At 39.2% G+C, this 17,180-nt stretch carries 12 protein-coding genes; 9 read left to right on the forward strand and 3 right to left on the reverse strand.

Going from position 1 to position 17,180, the window contains the following annotated elements:
- Positions 1 to 113: 113 nt before the first annotated feature.
- From ACFSBH_RS04605 to ACFSBH_RS04640, 8 genes are all read left to right on the forward strand, one after another.
- Positions 114 to 2,051 carry a BglG family transcription antiterminator gene (locus tag ACFSBH_RS04605; protein WP_379596264.1) on the forward strand — a complete coding sequence of 646 codons (1,938 nt, stop codon included), beginning with the start codon at positions 114 to 116 and terminating at the stop codon, positions 2,049 to 2,051.
- Between the two features lie 219 nt (positions 2,052 to 2,270).
- On the forward strand, positions 2,271 to 2,576 hold the full coding sequence (locus tag ACFSBH_RS04610) for a PTS lactose/cellobiose transporter subunit IIA (RefSeq protein WP_251514564.1): 306 nt from the start codon (positions 2,271 to 2,273) through the stop codon (positions 2,574 to 2,576).
- A 17-nt stretch (positions 2,577 to 2,593) separates the two neighbouring features.
- On the forward strand, positions 2,594 to 3,928 hold the full coding sequence (locus ACFSBH_RS04615; RefSeq protein ID WP_251514563.1) for a 6-phospho-beta-glucosidase: 1,335 nt from the start codon (positions 2,594 to 2,596) through the stop codon (positions 3,926 to 3,928).
- Between the two features lie 69 nt (positions 3,929 to 3,997).
- The gene (locus tag ACFSBH_RS04620; protein ID WP_251514562.1) at positions 3,998 to 5,437 is read left to right on the forward strand and encodes a glycoside hydrolase family 1 protein; all 1,440 of its coding nucleotides are present in this window, start codon (positions 3,998 to 4,000) and stop codon (positions 5,435 to 5,437) included.
- An 82-nt stretch (positions 5,438 to 5,519) separates the two neighbouring features.
- Complete coding sequence (locus ACFSBH_RS04625; RefSeq protein WP_251514561.1) at positions 5,520 to 5,840, forward strand: PTS cellobiose transporter subunit IIB; 321 nt, start codon at positions 5,520 to 5,522, stop codon at positions 5,838 to 5,840.
- A 120-nt stretch (positions 5,841 to 5,960) separates the two neighbouring features.
- Positions 5,961 to 6,464 carry a hypothetical protein gene (locus ACFSBH_RS04630; protein WP_251514560.1) on the forward strand — a complete coding sequence of 168 codons (504 nt, stop codon included), beginning with the start codon at positions 5,961 to 5,963 and terminating at the stop codon, positions 6,462 to 6,464.
- A gap of 21 nt (positions 6,465 to 6,485) precedes the next feature.
- Positions 6,486 to 7,841 carry a PTS cellobiose transporter subunit IIC gene (gene celB, locus ACFSBH_RS04635; protein WP_251514559.1) on the forward strand — a complete coding sequence of 452 codons (1,356 nt, stop codon included), beginning with the start codon at positions 6,486 to 6,488 and terminating at the stop codon, positions 7,839 to 7,841.
- 724 nt (positions 7,842 to 8,565) lie between these two features.
- Positions 8,566 to 13,716 (forward strand): S8 family serine peptidase, encoded by a 5,151-nt coding sequence (locus ACFSBH_RS04640; protein ID WP_379596268.1) that lies wholly within the window; start codon positions 8,566 to 8,568, stop codon positions 13,714 to 13,716.
- A 108-nt stretch (positions 13,717 to 13,824) separates the two neighbouring features.
- Here ACFSBH_RS04640 and ACFSBH_RS04645 read toward each other — a convergent pair whose 3' ends face one another.
- Complete coding sequence (locus ACFSBH_RS04645; protein ID WP_251514557.1) at positions 13,825 to 14,070, reverse strand: alpha/beta-type small acid-soluble spore protein; 246 nt, start codon at positions 14,068 to 14,070, stop codon at positions 13,825 to 13,827.
- 368 nt (positions 14,071 to 14,438) lie between these two features.
- On the opposite strand from ACFSBH_RS04645, the gene ACFSBH_RS04650 reads away from it, so the two are divergent.
- Positions 14,439 to 14,843, forward strand: coding sequence for a VanZ family protein (locus tag ACFSBH_RS04650; protein WP_251514556.1), 405 nt, complete (start codon positions 14,439 to 14,441; stop codon positions 14,841 to 14,843).
- Between the two features lie 59 nt (positions 14,844 to 14,902).
- Here ACFSBH_RS04650 and ACFSBH_RS04655 read toward each other — a convergent pair whose 3' ends face one another.
- Together ACFSBH_RS04655 and ACFSBH_RS04660 are read right to left on the reverse strand one after the other, a co-directional pair.
- Positions 14,903 to 16,159 carry an Nramp family divalent metal transporter gene (locus tag ACFSBH_RS04655; protein WP_251514555.1) on the reverse strand — a complete coding sequence of 419 codons (1,257 nt, stop codon included), beginning with the start codon at positions 16,157 to 16,159 and terminating at the stop codon, positions 14,903 to 14,905.
- 61 nt (positions 16,160 to 16,220) lie between these two features.
- Positions 16,221 to 17,159 (reverse strand): agmatinase family protein, encoded by a 939-nt coding sequence (locus tag ACFSBH_RS04660; protein ID WP_251514554.1) that lies wholly within the window; start codon positions 17,157 to 17,159, stop codon positions 16,221 to 16,223.
- Positions 17,160 to 17,180: the final 21 nt, after the last annotated feature.

Consider the following 17,180-nt stretch of genomic DNA (forward strand, 5'->3'; position numbering starts at 1 on the left):
TTATTCGAATTTCACCTAATATTTGTGAAAAATTATTCAACGAAATAAAATGAATGTAGGATGCTCATGTCTGATTATTCATTTACTATATATAATATATAGGAGTGATTGGGATGCTGACTAGTCGAATGATGCTAATATTAAAAGAATTGATATCTATCAAATCACCAATTACTAGTAATGATTTAGCTAACGCTATTCTAGTAACATCAAGAACGATTCGGAATGACATAAAGGAACTAAATGATATTTTATTACAAGGTGGTGGATACATTAAGTCAACAAGAGGAGTTGGGTATGAGCTAGTTATTAATGACGAGAAAACATTCAAGCTTTTTTTACAAAAGGTGTTTAATAAATCTAATAATCTAGCTAATAAACCACCCAATTCACCTGAAGAGCGTGTCAATAATATTATTAGAAAACTACTTCTTGCGAATAATTATATTAAATTAGATGACATTGCGGATGAACTATATATAAGCAAATCTACACTGCAGAATGATTTGATTGAAGTAAGGAAAATATTAAAAAGCTTTCAACTCGAGATAGAAAGTAGGCCATATTATGGAGTTAAGGTAGTAGGAAATGAGATGAATTTTAGGTTTTGCTTGTCAGAGTATTTATTAAATAGAGAATCGGCTAAATTTAATATACAAAACGTGACGAACTCAATTCTTTCAACAGAAGTATTAAATAAGATCCAATGTATCATTCTAGAGGAAATCCGGGAGAATGAGATTGACTTATCTGATATTGCCTTAAATAATTTAAGTATTCATTTCGCTATCGCTTGTAAGCGAATTTACGATAAAAATTATATATCTCTTCCACCTAAAGAATTTGAAGGGATATATTCAAAAAAAGAATACAGAGTGGCCAAGAAGATAGTAGAAAAAATTGAATCAGCTTTTGATGTTTCTTTTCCTGAGCAAGAAATCGCGTATATTGCCATTCATCTCTTAGGTACTAATAAACTTGCAACAAATAATTTAAGCAGCCAAGAGTTTGAATCCTTTGTTGAAAGTGAATTAAGAAATACAATCAACGAAATTATAATGAAAATTGATGAACGATTTAAATTACGATTAAAAAACGATAAAGATTTACTTATAGCTTTGGGATTACATTTAAGACCAGCAATAAATCGTCTGCGTTATGGGATGAATTTACGAAATCCATTGCTTGACGAGATCAAAGCAAAATATCCACTTGCATTTGATGCTGCGATTTTAGCAAGTGAAGTATTAAATAATAGATTAGATATAGAAATTGATGAACATGAAATTGGCTATATTGCGTTACACATAAGAGTGGCCATGTATAGACAACAAATGAATCAAGATGTAAAGCGTTGTATTATTGTATGTGCCACTGGAATGGGTACTGCAATGTTATTAAAGTATAAATTACAATCTAAGTACTTTAATCAATTAATAATTGTAGATGCAATTGATTATTATAGATTAAGTGAAACCTCTTTAGAACAGATTGATTTTATTATTACAACTATTCCGATTGAGAAAAAGTTACCTGTTCCAATTATATACGTGAATACAATATTAGGAGTAGACGACATCAGTAAAATAGAGGATCACTTACATGAGAGAGATGAAAATCTTAACGTCTATGCGAAAGAGGAGCTTATCTTTCTTCAAAAAGATTTCCACACAAAGGAAGATGTTATTCAATTTTTGGTAAGTAAATTAGAATCAACAGGCTATGTGGATAGCACTTTCGGTAAATCAGTAATTGAAAGAGAACGATTATCGCCAACTAGCTTTGGGAACTTGGTTGCAATTCCGCATCCGATGAGTCCACATTCAGATGAAACCATTTGGGCTATTTGCACATTGAAGAGACCTATTAATTGGGGAGGGAATCGTGTTCAATTTGTTTGTCTATTAAGTCTAGGAAAGAATAAAACATCGAATTTAGCAGGTATGTATGAATATCTAATTGGAATGATTGATAATGAAAAAAAAGTGAAACAGCTGATAAATTGTGAGCAAAGAGGAAACTTTATAGAGATACTATACAATAATGTGTAGGTTGGTTGAAAATACCGAGCTGATTTGCTCGGTATTTTTTATGCAATATATACAAGTTTTTCATTCTGAAATATTTCGATGTAATATTTTCCTTAATGCTAAGGAAAAAGTATAGATTTATTTGAAAGCGATTTCGAATTATTGTATATGTAAGCAGATAAAAGCAATAAATATTCCCATTACTTTGTAGCGGGTCAGCTCAGGGGAAGGAGAGCAGCAATGAACATAGAAGAAATAAGTTTTCAAATTATTTTACATGGTGGAAATGCTCGAAGCTTGGCAATGGAAGCAATCCAACATGCTAAAGCTGGTCAGTTTGATATAGCTAACCAAAAAATTAAGGAAGCAAATGAGGAATTGGAAAAAGCGCACCGGTCGCAAACAGATCTCATTCAAGGAGAAGCTCGTGGGGAAAAAGTAGAGATTCGCTTATTACTCATCCATGCACAAGACCATCTAATGAACGCAATGACTGTTACGGATTTAGCTGAAGAAATGATTGAACTTCATCATAAAATGAAATAATTCGAAAGGGGATAACCATGACAAATCATAAGTTGAAGGTAACTACAATTGGAGGGGGATCAAGTTACACTCCAGAACTAGTCGAAGGGTTTATTAAACGTTATGATGAGTTTCCATTAACAGAATTGTGGTTAGTTGATATTGAAGAGGGTAGAGAGAAACTTGAAATTGTTGGGAACCTCGCCAAACGAATGATTGAAAAGGCAGGCCTCCCAATTGATATTCATTTAACACTAGACCGAAAAGCTGCATTAAAAGATGCAGACTTTGTCACGACGCAATTTCGTGTTGGTCTTCTTAATGCACGGGAAAAAGACGAACGTATCCCACTTAAATATGGTGTTCTTGGTCAAGAAACAAACGGTCCGGGAGGATTATTTAAAGGGTTACGTACTATTCCGGTCATCTTAGATATTTGTAGAGATATGGAGGAACTTTGTCCAGATGCATGGTTAATTAATTTTACAAATCCAGCTGGGATGGTGACAGAAGCTGTTCTTCGTTATTCTAACATTGAAAAAGTTATCGGCCTATGTAATGTTCCTATTGGAATGGAAATGGGGATTGCTAAACTACTAGATGTTGATCATTCACGTATACGTATTGATTTTGCAGGATTGAACCATATGGTTTATGGATTAGACATTTATGTTGATGGTGTTAGTGTCAAAGAAGAAGTAATTGAGAAGTTATCTGATCCAAAAAATAGTAGTTTTGTTAAAAACATAGATGGTATGGGGTGGGAACCAGAATTTATTCAGGCATTGGATGCTCTTACGTGTCCGTATCACATGTATTACTATAAATCTCAAGAAATGGTAGATAAAGCACTCGAAAGCTCGAAAAATGAAGGAACTCGAGCGGAAATTGTTCAAAAGTTGGAAGATGAACTATTTGAATTATATAAAGACGAGAAGTTAAATACTAAACCACCACAATTAGAAGAGCGTGGGGGAGCATATTATTCAGATGCCGCAGTTCGCTTGATTACTTCTATTTATACAGATAAACGTGACATTCAACCTGTAAACACAAAAAATAATGGAGCAATAGCAAGTATTCCAGCGGATTCAGCTGTTGAAATAAGCAGTATCATTACAAAAGACGGACCAATCCCATTAACAATGGGAGATATTCCTGTAGCGGCACGTGGGCTCGTTCAACAAATCAAATCTTTTGAGCGGGTTGCAGCTCAAGCAGCTGTGACAGGGGACTATAATACAGCAATTCTCGCTCTAGCGATTAACCCGCTTACGCCCTCTGATACAATCGCAAAAGAAATAGTGGATGAAATGTTGGAAGCACATAAAGACTATTTACCACAATTTTTTCAAAGTGAAACAGTAAATTAGTGAGGTAGATGGTTATGGCGAGCTGCCTTCAGAACGATAGAAAGATCAAAAAAAGGAGTGGCTTTTACAATGTTACATGAAAAGCTTAAACCATTTCCAAATGATTTCTTATGGGGAGCGGCTTCTGCTGCCTATCAAGTAGAGGGTGCATGGGATACGGATGGAAAAGGGAAATCTAATTGGGACGAATTTGTCCGTATTCCGGGAAAAACATTCAAAGGAACAAACGGCGATGTAGCTGTTGATCATTACCATCGTTATAAAGAAGACATAGCTTTAATGGCTGAAATGGGTATGAAAACCTACCGATTCTCTGTAGCATGGACACGTATTTTTCCTGAAGGAAAAGGTGAAATAAATCAAAAAGGAATAGATTTTTATAATCGTTTAATTGATGAGCTGGTTAAACATGATATTGAGCCAATATTAACCATTTATCATTGGGATTTACCGCAAGCACTTCAAGATGAATATGGTGGTTGGGAGTCAAGGCAAATTGTCGAGGACTTTAAAAATTATAGTATTACATTATTTAAGGAGTTTGGAGATCGTGTGAAATATTGGGTTTCTTTGAATGAGCAAAATATATTCACTAGACTAGGATATCAAACAGGGATGCACCCGCCTGGGGTGAAAGATGATAAGTTATATTATCAAGTGAACCACCATGCTAATTTAGCAAATGCGATTGCTATTAAAGAATTTCGAAATTATATTCCTGATGGGAAAATTGGTCCAAGTTTTGCTTACTCACCCGCATATGCTGCTACATCAAAACCAGCAGATATTCTAGCGGCAGAAAATGCGGAGGAATTAACAAATCATTGGTGGATGGATGTCTATGCCTGGGGTGTATATCCGAAAGCAAGTTGGGATTACCTCGAACGTAGAGGAATAGCGCCAGAAGTAAATGTAGGCGATTTTGAATTACTAAAAGAAGGAAAGCCTGACTTTATGGGTGTGAACTATTATCAAACAACAACGTATGAAGAAAATCCTTTAGATGGCGCTACTTTGGAAGGTCATTTTAATACTACTGGTAAAAAAGGGACGATGGAGGATACAGGAATACCAGGCCTCTATAAAACTGTTATGAATGAGAACTTGGAGAGAACAAATTGGGACTGGAATATAGACCCACAGGGATTGCGAATAGGCCTTCGCAGAATTACAAACCGATATGGTTTACCAATCTTAATCAGTGAAAATGGACTTGGTGAACACGATAAGGTGGAAGACGGCTCCACAATTAATGATGATTATCGCATTGAGTATATTCGTACACATATAAAAGCAATTCAGGAATCGATTACTGATGGTGTGGAAATGATTGGTTATTGCGTATGGTCATTTACAGATTTGTTAAGTTGGTTGAACGGATTTCAGAAACGCTATGGCTTCGTATATGTTAATCAGCATGAAGAAGGGGTACATGACCTTCGCCGTATGAGAAAGAAAAGCTTCTATTGGTATAAGGAAGTTATTGAGAGCAATGGGAAAAGGATTTAATGACGTGTAAACGCTATCTTTGCATATTTCGCAATATAAATCAAAGAAATTTATAAAAAAATAATTCAACGGAGGAATAAAAATGAAAAAAGCATTAATTATTTGTGCAGGTGGTATGTCATCTTCGTTAATGGCAAAGAAAACGTCAGAACTTCTTAAAGATAAGGGGCATGATATTGAAATAGATGCAGCAGGATCTAGTGAGGGTCAGAAGTTGATTGAAAAAAATGACTTTGATTTATTTTTGATAAGCCCTCAGACAAAAATGTATTATAAAAGGCTTAAAGAAGCTGGAGATCGTGTAGGCAGACCAGTTGTAAATATCCCGCCCCAGGCGTATGTTCCTATTCCAATGGGGATTGAAAAGCTAGCAAATGTTATTTTGGAAGAACTGGATAAATGATTGATATATGTTGAAGACAGGTTGATTAAGTGAGAATTAGATATAAGTACGTAATATACAGATTCTTCGCTACTGCTTTTGCAAGTAGCGAGGAGCTGAATTGATAGAAGAGGGATTTTAATGAAAAATAGTGGAATGTCACAGATAGAACGCAATAGAAAGAATTTAAGTGTAAAGACAATGTATTTTAATAGATATTTACTTGTAAGATATGTTTCGTCACTATTCTTTTTTACGAATTTATATTGGTTAATTCTATTGGGAATGAGTAAATCGTCACTATTTTTAATTCCAGTTGTTTTACTTATTGTCTTTGTCGTTAGTGCTGCGGAACAGGTGAAGATATTTAGCAGTCATACTAATAATGCTAAGTATACAAAGTATTATTTTTACATTCAACTTGTTACAAATATTATATTGCTATTTCCGACTTATCTTTCTTCTACCTTTACTATATTTTATCCTTTCTTAATAGAAAAAGAGCAGTCTAAACTATTCATTATAGCGATTTTGATGATAGGAATATTTTTAAGTGCAATTATTGTTAAGCGTTTACATTCAATTCAGCACAATGAAGATAAACAGTATGAATGTATAAAGGAATATGAAGAGGCTATTTATTAAGAATAGATCGGGGGAATTACGATGGAAAATGAAAATAAAGTATTTGCTTTCTTGGAAAAGTATCTAATGAGTCCCATGGGTAAAATCGCATCCTTTCGTATAGTTCGTGCAATTATGGCTGCAGGGATGGCCTCTATTCCGTTTGTAATTGTAGGATCGATGTTCTTAGTATTAAACGTATTACCAGATACATTTACATTTCTAGAGAACCTTTTTGATAATACATTTTTTAGAATTAGCGATTTGTATATGTTAGCTAACAAAGCAACTATGGGATTATTAGCTTTATACTTTGGGCTTGTTATTGGTTATGAGTATACAAAAATATATGCTGAAGAAGAAGAATTAAACTTAAACCCATTAAATGGTGCATTACTATCTTTATTTGCATTTTTTATGACTGTTCCTCAGTTAGTTATTGAAAATGGGAAAATGTCTCTGATTCATCAAATCGATGAAAATAATACAATTGTTCATGGATGGGAAATGATTGCAGAGGGTGTAAGTCGATTAGGAGCCACAGGGATATTCACGTCCATCATCATGTCTATTATAGCAGTACAAATATATAGATTATGTGTGAGACAAAACTGGGTTATTAAAATGCCTGAAGCAGTACCAGAGGGTGTATCCAGATCGTTTACGGCATTAATCCCTGCATTTTTAGTAGCTTTCGTTGTTTTATTAATTAACGGTGTTCTAGTTGCAGTAGGGACAGACATATTTAAGATTGTTGCTATTCCATTTGGCTTCGTGGTTAATTTAACAAGTAGCTGGTTAGGTATTCTAGTTATTTACTTCCTTATCTCAGCACTTTGGATTGTAGGTATACATGGTGCAACTATTATATCAGGCTTCTTAACACCAATCGTTCTTACAAACTTGCAATCTAACATAAATGGGGAAAATATTCCATTCGCTGGCGAATTCCAGAATGCATTTGTATATATTGGTGGATCTGGAGCCACTTTAGGGCTGTGTATTTTCATTGCATTCTTAGCTAAATCAAAGCAATTAAAAGTTTTAGGCAAGGCAGCTCTAGCCCCTGGTATTTTTAATATTAATGAGCCATTAATATTCGGATTACCGATTGTATATAATCCGTTTTTAGCAATTCCGTTTTTCCTAGCACCAATGGTATCAGCTTCAGTAGGTTACTGGGCAATTAAACTAAATGTTATAGGACCTGTTATCGCGCAACTTCCTTGGCCTACTCCGATAGGTGCGGGTGCTTTCTTAAGTACAGGAGGAGACTATATGGCGATAATTCTTGCATTGATTTCCGCTTTTGCAGCATTTATTGTTTGGCTGCCATTTATTAAAATGTATGATAATAAGTTATTTAAGCAAGAAAAAGGTGAAGAAGCATTAATTTAGATGATGTAGTAATAGATGAAAAATAGTTTCTGTCTCAAATAAAATCCATATTGCAAATACGCAATATGGATTTTATTTTTTTATAAAGATATGATACCTATTAGAAAAATATAAGTACGAATATATATCATTCTACGGGTTACTTTTCATTGTCAATTACAGGTTAAGCTAGTAACTTGTATGGATAATATATTCATATAACAAGCTTCACTTTTTAAGTCTGAGTAGAAATGAAATCAAGTAATAGAAATTAATGGAAATTTCGGCCTCCTTTCACATGAGTCTTTTGCCTATATTACCTCATGTTATCTGAAAATGAAGTACTCCTTTCGGATGCATCTTAATAGTTCATAAGTCCCCTATTTCATGTGTTGAGAAAGTATAGCGTTTTTTTCGTTAATTGAATGAGTAAATATCATTATTTTTAGAAACAGGTCATTCGGCTGCTTATAAAGAAATAGTAGAAAAGTTATATTTTAAGGGAATCTTGTATCTTTGATCGATTAAAACAGGGTTTCTACCTATGAACAAAACTAGGAAAACTCATTACTAATCTATCAATTACAAAAACAAGAGTTTTTTTCGACAAGAATCGCCTTTATCTTTTCTCTCATTCTACTATAGTTATGTTAACAACTAGACTGAGGCAGTAGGTTTACAAGTAGATAAAAGGGGGGCAGGAGTTTAAATTTAGAAAACAAAAAAATGAGAGGAAGGATGAATCTTGAGGAAAAAACAAAGACAGGCTCGTGCATTTAGTATTTTCGCGTCCATCATCATGATTTTTACATTATTTACTCCAGGCTTGACCTTTGCACAGTCGAACGGAAAGATTAGTCACTCTCTAAACGACTCCAACGTTAACGTAGAGAACAAAGTGAGCAATAGCTTACAAAAAGAGTTGGAAAAAGAAGAGAGGGTAACGTTTTTAATTAAGTTTAAAGAGACGACTGATACGATGAAGGTTGCCGAAGAAGCTAAAGTGAGTGCACAAAAAGCAAATCTTTCGGCAATGAATCAGGAACATGCACAGCGATCTGCCGTTATTTCTGCATTGAAGCAGACTGCATTGGAGTCCCAACAAAATGTGTTGGATTACCTTGAAGAAGCAGAACAGAATGGACAAGCAGAAGATGTTCAACCGTATTTTATCGTTAATGGTATAGCTGTTACAGCGACAAAAGAAGTTGCAGAAAAAGTTGCTTCTTTCCAAGAAGTAGAAAAGATCCTTCCAAACGAAAAGCGTGAGTTGATTCGTACGGTAGATATAGAAGAAGCTCCGCAAAATGAAACAGCATCCGTCGAATGGAGTATCGAGCGCATCGGCGCACCGGCAGTTTGGGATATGGGTGTTGACGGTCAAGGAGCGGTTGTTGCGAGTATCGATACTGGTGTTGATTGGCAACATCCGGCACTTCGCGATAAATATCGAGGATATGACCCAGCTACCGGCGAAGTTGATCATACGTACAGTTTCTTTGATCCAGTAAATGGACGAGATGTACCGTATGACGATGACGGTCATGGAACACACGTAACTGGAACGATGGTAGGTAGTGAGCCAGACGGTTCCAACCAAGTGGGTGTTGCGCCAGGTGCGAAGTGGATTTCTGTTCAAGCATTTACGCCATTGGGAGCTTATGACAGGGATTTACTTGCTGCGGCAGAGTGGATTTTAGCTCCAGGCGGTGACGTAACGAAAGCACCAGATGTGGTGAACAACTCTTGGGGTGGCGGACCAGGTCTGAATGAGTGGTATCGTGATGCAGTAACTGCATGGAGAGCGTCAGATATTTTCCCTGCTTTTGCAGCTGGAAATACGACATTGTCCAATCCAGGTGGACCGGGATCAGTAGCTGTGCCGGCAAACTATCCAGAATCTTTTGCAGTCGGTGCGACGAATTCCAATGATGAACGGGCCACTTTCTCCTTATTAGGTCCATCACCATATGATGAAATCAAACCGGATATCGCAGCTCCAGGTCAAGGAGTTCGTTCCTCAGTTCCGGGTGGCGGTTATGCTGCGTACAACGGTACTTCAATGGCATCACCAGCAGTTGCCGGAACAGTTGCCTTGTTGAGGTCAGCGAATGCAGGTCTTGACGTGGATACGATAGAAGAAGTACTGATGGAAACAGCTGATTCGGCTGCAGGAACCGACGATCAATTCCCAGAGTCCCCGAATAACGGTTACGGGCATGGAATTGTCGATGCATTTGCTGCAGTTTCTTCTGTAATCTCCGGATTAGGAACCATTGAAGGGCAGGTTACGAAGGATGGAGAGGATACAACTCCTCCGACGTATGAGCATGAAGCACCTGCAGAAACGTATTCCCAATTGGATTTAGATTTAACGATTCAGGTTTCAGATGATGTGAGCGTCACTTCGGTAGAACTTCACTATGGTGATGAAGTTTTAGAAGCAACACGTACGGCTGGTGACTTCCGTTCTGGTGAGTATTCCGTCACTGTGCCAGGTGAAGCGATTGAAGAAGGGACATTCACATACACTTTCGTCATCAATGACTTCGGAAATAATACAGTGACAACAGAAGAATATACTGTCAACGTTATGTCCGGTATTACAATTGGTTACTCTGAAGATTTCGAAGGCAATAACGAGCCGGTTGGCTGGTTGAAAACTGGAACGAATAACGTTTGGGAATGGGGCGCACCAACCTCAGGTCCAGGTGAAGCAGTTTCTGGAGAAAATGTCTATGCCACGAATCTGGCTGATAACTATACCGGTAATATGCGTGCGGAATTAGTTATGCCGCCTATTGATATGCCGGAAGATGGGGATGCCTTTCTGCAACTGAAGAGCTGGCATAATTTTGAGCAAAGTTCGTCAGGTACGAACTATGATTATGGTCAGTTGGTCATTTCCACTGACATGGAAAACTGGGAGCCAATCCGCAACTTCTATGGGATTGAAGATTACTGGTCCAGTGTGGAAGTGGACTTACGTGACTACGTAGGAGAGCGTATCTATCTTGCTTATTACACGCATTCCGATGGTAGTGTTCATAGACCGGGCTGGTATATTGATGATGTCACGTTAACAGATGTATCTCAATATGCCGATGATGATGTAGCACCAACCTTTGAACATGAGTCACCTGTTGAAACGTATGAGGGTATGCCACTACGTTTAAGCATCGATGTCTATGATGACTTGTTGATTGGTGACGCGGTACTACATTATCTAGATGATAATGGTGAATTCCAAGACCTTGAAACAGAACTTGTTGAAGATAATGCGACACATGGCTTGTTCTCGGTAACTGTTCCAAGTGAATTTATTACAGGGGACGAGTTCACGTACAAATGGACAGTGAGTGACTATGCTGGAAATGAAGTGGAAACTCCGGAATATGTTGTAACGCTCGCGGATCCAATTACAGTCGGATACTCCGAAGACTTTGAAGATACAGCTGTCGGCTGGACGTCATTCGGGGAAAACGATGTATGGGAAAGAGGAGTACCAACCTCTGGACCAGGTGAAGCAGTATCCGGTGAAAATGTATATGCTACAGATCTTGATGCAAATTATCCGTCAAGAATGGATGCAACCTTGTTAATGCCGGCAATCAGCTTGCCTGAAGGAGAATCTTATTTACAATTCAAGAGCTGGCATAACTTTGAACGCTCCTCTTCTACTGGAAGAGACTGGGATTATGGTCAAGTAGTCATTTCCACTGATTTAGAGGAATGGACAGAGCTTCAACTATTTGGCGGCATTGAAGAAACTTGGCAGGATGCAAACATTGATTTATCAGCATATGCAGGTCAGCAGGTTTATATCGGTTTCTATGCTTACTCTGATGGAAGTGTAGTAAGACCGGGCTGGTATATCGATGATGTTGCATTAACCGATACTTCAGAAGGCGAAACGACCAACATGACGCCTGAAGAAATTGCTAAATATTTACCAACTGAAACGAAGGAAGAATTAGAGAAGAAGGAAGCGGAGAAAGAAGCAGAAAAGAAAGCGTCCCTAGGCGCTGAAAAGCCATCTAAATCCTCTGGAAAAGATGCTGATTCTGCTTCAGCAAAAGATGCTGAGCAAACTGCAGAAGAATCAAGTGGCATTCCACTTGCTGCTCAAGTGAGTGTGCTGGAAACGAATCGTTCGGTCAGCACAAACCCACAAGATGGTTCTTACCGCTTAATGCATGCAGCAGGTGAGTTCACAGTTGTAGCAGAGGCTTACGGTTTTGCGTCAGAAGAAAAAAATGTTGAAGTGACAGCAGATGAAAGTGTCACTGCCAACTTTGTATTGGATGAACTTCCACAAGGAACGGTAAGTGGAACAATTACCAACGAACGTACTGGTAATCCAATCGAAGGAGCTACAGTTCTTTTAGCGGAAGATGCGAATGTGGAACCTGTCGTAACGGATGAAGACGGTAACTATGAATTAACCGGTTACGAGGGAACGTATACACTAAAAGTTGTTGCAAGAGACTATCAATCTAAAGAAGTTGAAGTCGACCTGAGTGGTGACGTTTCACTCGATATTGAGCTGGAGCCATTCTACACCGTACCAGGCGGCGAGATTTATTATGATGATGGAACAGCTGAAAACGCTCGTGCATTTTACGATGCAGGAAACAAATGGGCTGTGAAAATGTCTCTTCCTGAGGGCAGGGATACAGCGCTTGTAACGGATGGTGTGTTCCAGTTCCATGGTACAGATTGGCCGATACCGGGAGATACACCATTTGCAGTTGAAGTCTGGTCTGCTGGAGAAGACGGGATGCCTGCTGAGAAATTGGCTGGTCCAATTGAAGCAGAAGCAATTCGGGATCTAAATGAGTGGACGGTCGTGGACTTGAGAGAAGAAAGTATCCAAGTGGATGGGGACTTCTTTATGGTTTACGTACAAACTCAGGCAAATCCTAACGTCCCTGGTCTAGCGACAGATGAAAGCAGTCAAAATGCGGGGAGAAGCTACCAAGGTGTTGGAGGAAGCTGGTCACCATCTCCTGCATCAGAAGGTAACTATATGATTCGTGCCCGTGTAGCTTATGGTGTTGATGATCCAGTTATCACATCACCTGCGGACGGAACAGTTACAAATGAAGCGGAAGTTACGGTAGAAGGAACAGCTTCTCCGGAAACCACGCTTGAAGTTCAGCAAAATGGTGAGGTTATCGATTCTGTCGAAGTTGAATCAGATGGAAGCTTCGCAATCGACACAGAGCTGGAAGAGGGAGCAAACGAATTCGTCGCAGTAACGTATATTGACGGCGAGGACGCTGCAAACTCGGAAACAGTAACGGTAACCCTGGATACCGAAGCACCAGAATTGGCGGTTACTAGTCCAAAAGATGGTGAGAAGACCAATCGGGAAACGACAACGGTCGAAGGTTCAGTGGAAGATGCCAACCTTGATAAAGTGACGGTAAACGGCCGCACAACAACTGTTTCTGAAGATGGTTCATTCTCTCAACGAATCATTTTGGATGAAGGTGAAAACGTGATTGAGGTTGTGGCAACTGACTTGGCCGGTAATGAGACGACTCAGGAAGTAACTGTGTTTGCCAAGTACACTGCACCTGAAATTACGAACTTGACACCGACTGAAGATGTAGAACTACAAGCAGGTCAATCAGTTAAAATTGAGTTCCAAAGTGAACCAGGATTACGTGCAACCTTCTCTATCCACATGCCATTGACGAATCTTGGCATTGCGAGGAATGTTACAGAGCTGCCGATGATGGAAACATCTCCTGGTAACTATGTAGGATTCTACACAGCGACAAGCAATGTTGTTGCTGATGGAGCGGTCATCGAAGTCAAAGTGGTTGATGACTTTAAGAATACAACAAGGGAGCAAGCAGAAGGTAAGTTGTATTTGAACGTAGAATAAGTATCTAAGAATAATGAGGGAGTACAGGGGACTATGTCCTTGTACTCCTTTATTTATAGTTAAGCGAAAGGGTAAATTCTCAAGTGGGGAACTCTATACATAAAAGATTCATTTTTTCTGTCTCATCTGTTCCTGTGCCATTCTTACCATTTCCTTTACCATGTTTCCTCCTATCGGGCCACCAACTTTTCCCGCTTGCTCGGAAGTTAGATGTCCATTGTAGCCTTCCTGCAAGGGGATTCCTTGCTCTTTGGCAACCTCGTATTTAACGTCATCAGGTTTCTCGCTGTTCACATTATACCCCTTTGCTTTCATGACGTTATTTTTAAATTGGTTTAATTCTTTCTTGCCCATATCTTCGCCTCCTTATATATAGGATTTCCGGTTTGTTTCGAATTACACGGATTCTTTCTTGATAAGGTAAGATAAGCCCGCTCACTATCCTAGTGAACGCGCTCATATTCCTAAATATCCGCTCACTTTTATGGGAAAAGCGCTCGTCATTACGTGAATTCCGCTCACAGACTATAAAAAGGCGCTCGCCCTCAATTGAAACCCGCTCGGACCTATAATAAATTCGCTCACTCCAGCTCCGTAGGCGCTCACCTTACCACCTCACCCATCTTCACAGGAAGTTCCCGCCCTTGCTATGAGCCCTTAAATAAGATAAAGTTTATATCATTCATGGAAACCGGATAAACATGATTAGAGAGGGAAGACCTATGGTATTCGTAATTTTGATATGGATGATTGCTATATTCTTGATGCTTTGTTCCACCCCAGCTTTTGCCGTATTTTCGGGAGATGTACATTTCCAGTTTCATCCAAATCCAAGCTGGTCTAATTTCTTACATGGAGAATTCAGCAACATTGAATTTACAGGTCACTTCCTGTTGTTTTTCGTATTGGCGTCCTTGCTGCGGCAAGTGACTAAGAAGTTCGTAATAGTATTCCTTCTAACATTTACGTATGGACTACTGATCGAGTTCATACAGCCATTCTTCGGCCGTGGTGCAGAATTAATTGATGTTGCTGCAAATGTTGCTGGTATTGTCAGCTATATTATTTTGCATGTCTTGTTATCGCCGCTATATCATCGAATCCCATCAAGTATGGTAGGAAAGTAAAAAATGCTAGAACATCTGGATAGCAACATCCACCTGTTCTAGCTTTTTTGATTCACATATTAACTAAGAAACGATTGAATCGCATCCACTAAGCTGTAGATACCTAATCCCGTACAAATCAGTGCCACAATTCCTCCGAAAATATTAGCCCTTAAAGTATTGGTATAGTTACCGAGGAATTTTTTATTATTCATGATGATAAGCAGCATGATCGCAATGACCGGAAGTAGAATTCCGTTCAATGCTTGAGCAAAAAGCAGGACGCTAAGTGGATTCAGGTTCAGTGCCGAACCGATAATACCAATTGAAATGATGATTACGAATACAATTTTGAAACGTTTATCTTTCATGTTGTTGCCCCATTTTAACACACTGCTCACTGTCATTGCTGCTCCAAGTGGTGCGGCAAGCGCGGAAGAGAATCCGGCTGCAAACAACCCGATACTCATGAAAACAAGTGCCCATTCACCCAATATTGGTTCGAGCTGTAATGAAAGGTCTGCGGCACTTTTTATTTCCAGACCTTTAATCGTAGCGCCCGCAGTGATGATGATTGCTGCAGTAATCAATCCTCCGACACTAATGGAAATGATGGTGTCCCAACGTGAATCTCTTAAATCTGAGGGCTTGTTCCAACGTTCTTGAACATTGGAAGCATGCAGGAATAAATTATAGGGAACGACTGTTGTCCCGATTAGTGCAATAATCATAATGATTGATCCAGCAGGGATGTTAGGCATAAATGCACCTTGGAATAATTCTCCTAAGTCTGGCTTTGTCATAAACATCGTAGTGATAAAGGTAAGACACATAGTGACAATAAGTACAATCATTAATTTCTCAATCAGTCTATAACTGCCGGAAAGGCCTAGAATCAAAAGGATGACCCCTACTATTGGTCCAAGTATGTTTGGTGAAATACCGGTTAATGTCGAAATGCCTAGTGAAGTGCCGAGCAGGTCACCGGCCATGTAAGCGGCACATCCTATACTGATTGCAATGATGACGAGCCACATGGAACCGTATTTAAGTATGGGATTTACGAATTGTTCGCGGACCGCATCACCAAGTCCTTTGCGCGAGATGATTCCGAGTCTTGCCGTCATTTCCTGTAGTATAATTGTGGCGATAATGGAAAAAAGTATCGCCCATAATAATGCAAAACCAAATGATGCACCGGCCCTAGTCGCAGTGGTGACCGTTCCTGGACCAATGAAGGACGCAGTAACGATTGCCCCGGGTCCAATGACTTTCAGCCTGTCTTTCCACGTTCTTTTCTGTGGTTCTGTATTTTCCTCGCTTTTGGTCAATGCCATAAAATTTCCTCCAATTTATTACATGTCTTACTTTTATCTCTATGCGTTCTACTCATCTTTATCACTTTTTCGAATGGATCCACCCTGCCAAGGCATATAAAATAACTGTAGAAACAAAGTGGGCAGAATTTTGGTTGTTATCCTGCTGTGGGTATACTTCTACAAAGTCCATGCCGATGACACCCTGCTTACAGATTTCATGAACAAGTGTCACAAGCTCATAAGAGGTTAATCCGTTGCCGTCGACAGGACCACCGGGATTAAAAGCAAAGTCCAATACATCACTGCAAATGCTTAAGTAGACACAGTCGACATCTTTGCTAGCCATTGCGTATAGTTCACGGGCATACTTCGCCAGATCATCTTGCTTACGGATATCATTAATCGTCACTGTGACCGCACCTGCATCCCGTGCATTTCTTCCGGCTTCAGGAAGATTTCTTGGTCCATGAATACCTGTATGGATGATGCTTTCGTTGCGCACACCTTCTTGTTCGTACAAACGGGCGAAAGGACTGCAACGTGCATATTGATCTCCATTATGTGAGGGGAGGTTGTCGTAATGTGCATCCAGGTGAAGGATACCGACCTTTTTACCTTGTTCTGCCAGTGCTCTTACGATCGGAAATGTGATTCCATGGTCACCACCGAGGCCGATTAGAAATTTGTCGCTTTGCCAAAGCTTGCTCGTAAAATCAGTAATTCTCTTCATCGTTTCCTCGACATCTGCTGGAACGACATCCACATCTCCGACATCTCCAAGCTTCACATGTTCAAATACGTCAATATGGTCAAGTTCCGGCAAATAGCCGCTATATCTTCCAGATGTCAAACGCATGACTTTTGGCCCTAGTTCGCATCCTGTATAATCACCCCAAGTGACGGCACCTTCCCAAGGCACTCCGTAAACTACAGCATCCACATCTTCTAGAGACTCTCCAGCAGATAGATTCTTTGCGCCGAGAAAAGTCGGTGTGTTCCCATAAAGATATTTACTCAAAATGAATCCAATCCTTTCTTG

Source organism: Oceanobacillus luteolus, assembly GCF_042678205.1.
Classification (GTDB): Bacteria; Bacillota; Bacilli; order Bacillales; family Amphibacillaceae; genus Oceanobacillus; species Oceanobacillus luteolus.

What these genes read in the sequence shown, in the direction of transcription:
- ACFSBH_RS04630 (WP_251514560.1), top strand. Translation starts at nt 5,961, where the DNA reads ATGAAAAATAGTGGAATGTCACAGATAGAACGCAATAGAAAGAATTTA.
- ACFSBH_RS04620 (WP_251514562.1), top strand. Translation starts at nt 3,998, where the DNA reads ATGTTACATGAAAAGCTTAAACCATTTCCAAATGATTTCTTATGGGGA.
- ACFSBH_RS04650 (WP_251514556.1), top strand. Translation starts at nt 14,439, where the DNA reads ATGGTATTCGTAATTTTGATATGGATGATTGCTATATTCTTGATGCTT.
- ACFSBH_RS04610 (WP_251514564.1), top strand. Translation starts at nt 2,271, where the DNA reads ATGAACATAGAAGAAATAAGTTTTCAAATTATTTTACATGGTGGAAAT.
- celB (WP_251514559.1), top strand. Translation starts at nt 6,486, where the DNA reads ATGGAAAATGAAAATAAAGTATTTGCTTTCTTGGAAAAGTATCTAATG.
- ACFSBH_RS04625 (WP_251514561.1), top strand. Translation starts at nt 5,520, where the DNA reads ATGAAAAAAGCATTAATTATTTGTGCAGGTGGTATGTCATCTTCGTTA.
- ACFSBH_RS04615 (WP_251514563.1), top strand. Translation starts at nt 2,594, where the DNA reads ATGACAAATCATAAGTTGAAGGTAACTACAATTGGAGGGGGATCAAGT.
- ACFSBH_RS04645 (WP_251514557.1), bottom strand. Translation starts at nt 14,070, where the DNA reads ATGGGCAAGAAAGAATTAAACCAATTTAAAAATAACGTCATGAAAGCA.
- ACFSBH_RS04605 (WP_379596264.1), top strand. Translation starts at nt 114, where the DNA reads ATGCTGACTAGTCGAATGATGCTAATATTAAAAGAATTGATATCTATC.
- ACFSBH_RS04655 (WP_251514555.1), bottom strand. Translation starts at nt 16,159, where the DNA reads ATGGCATTGACCAAAAGCGAGGAAAATACAGAACCACAGAAAAGAACG.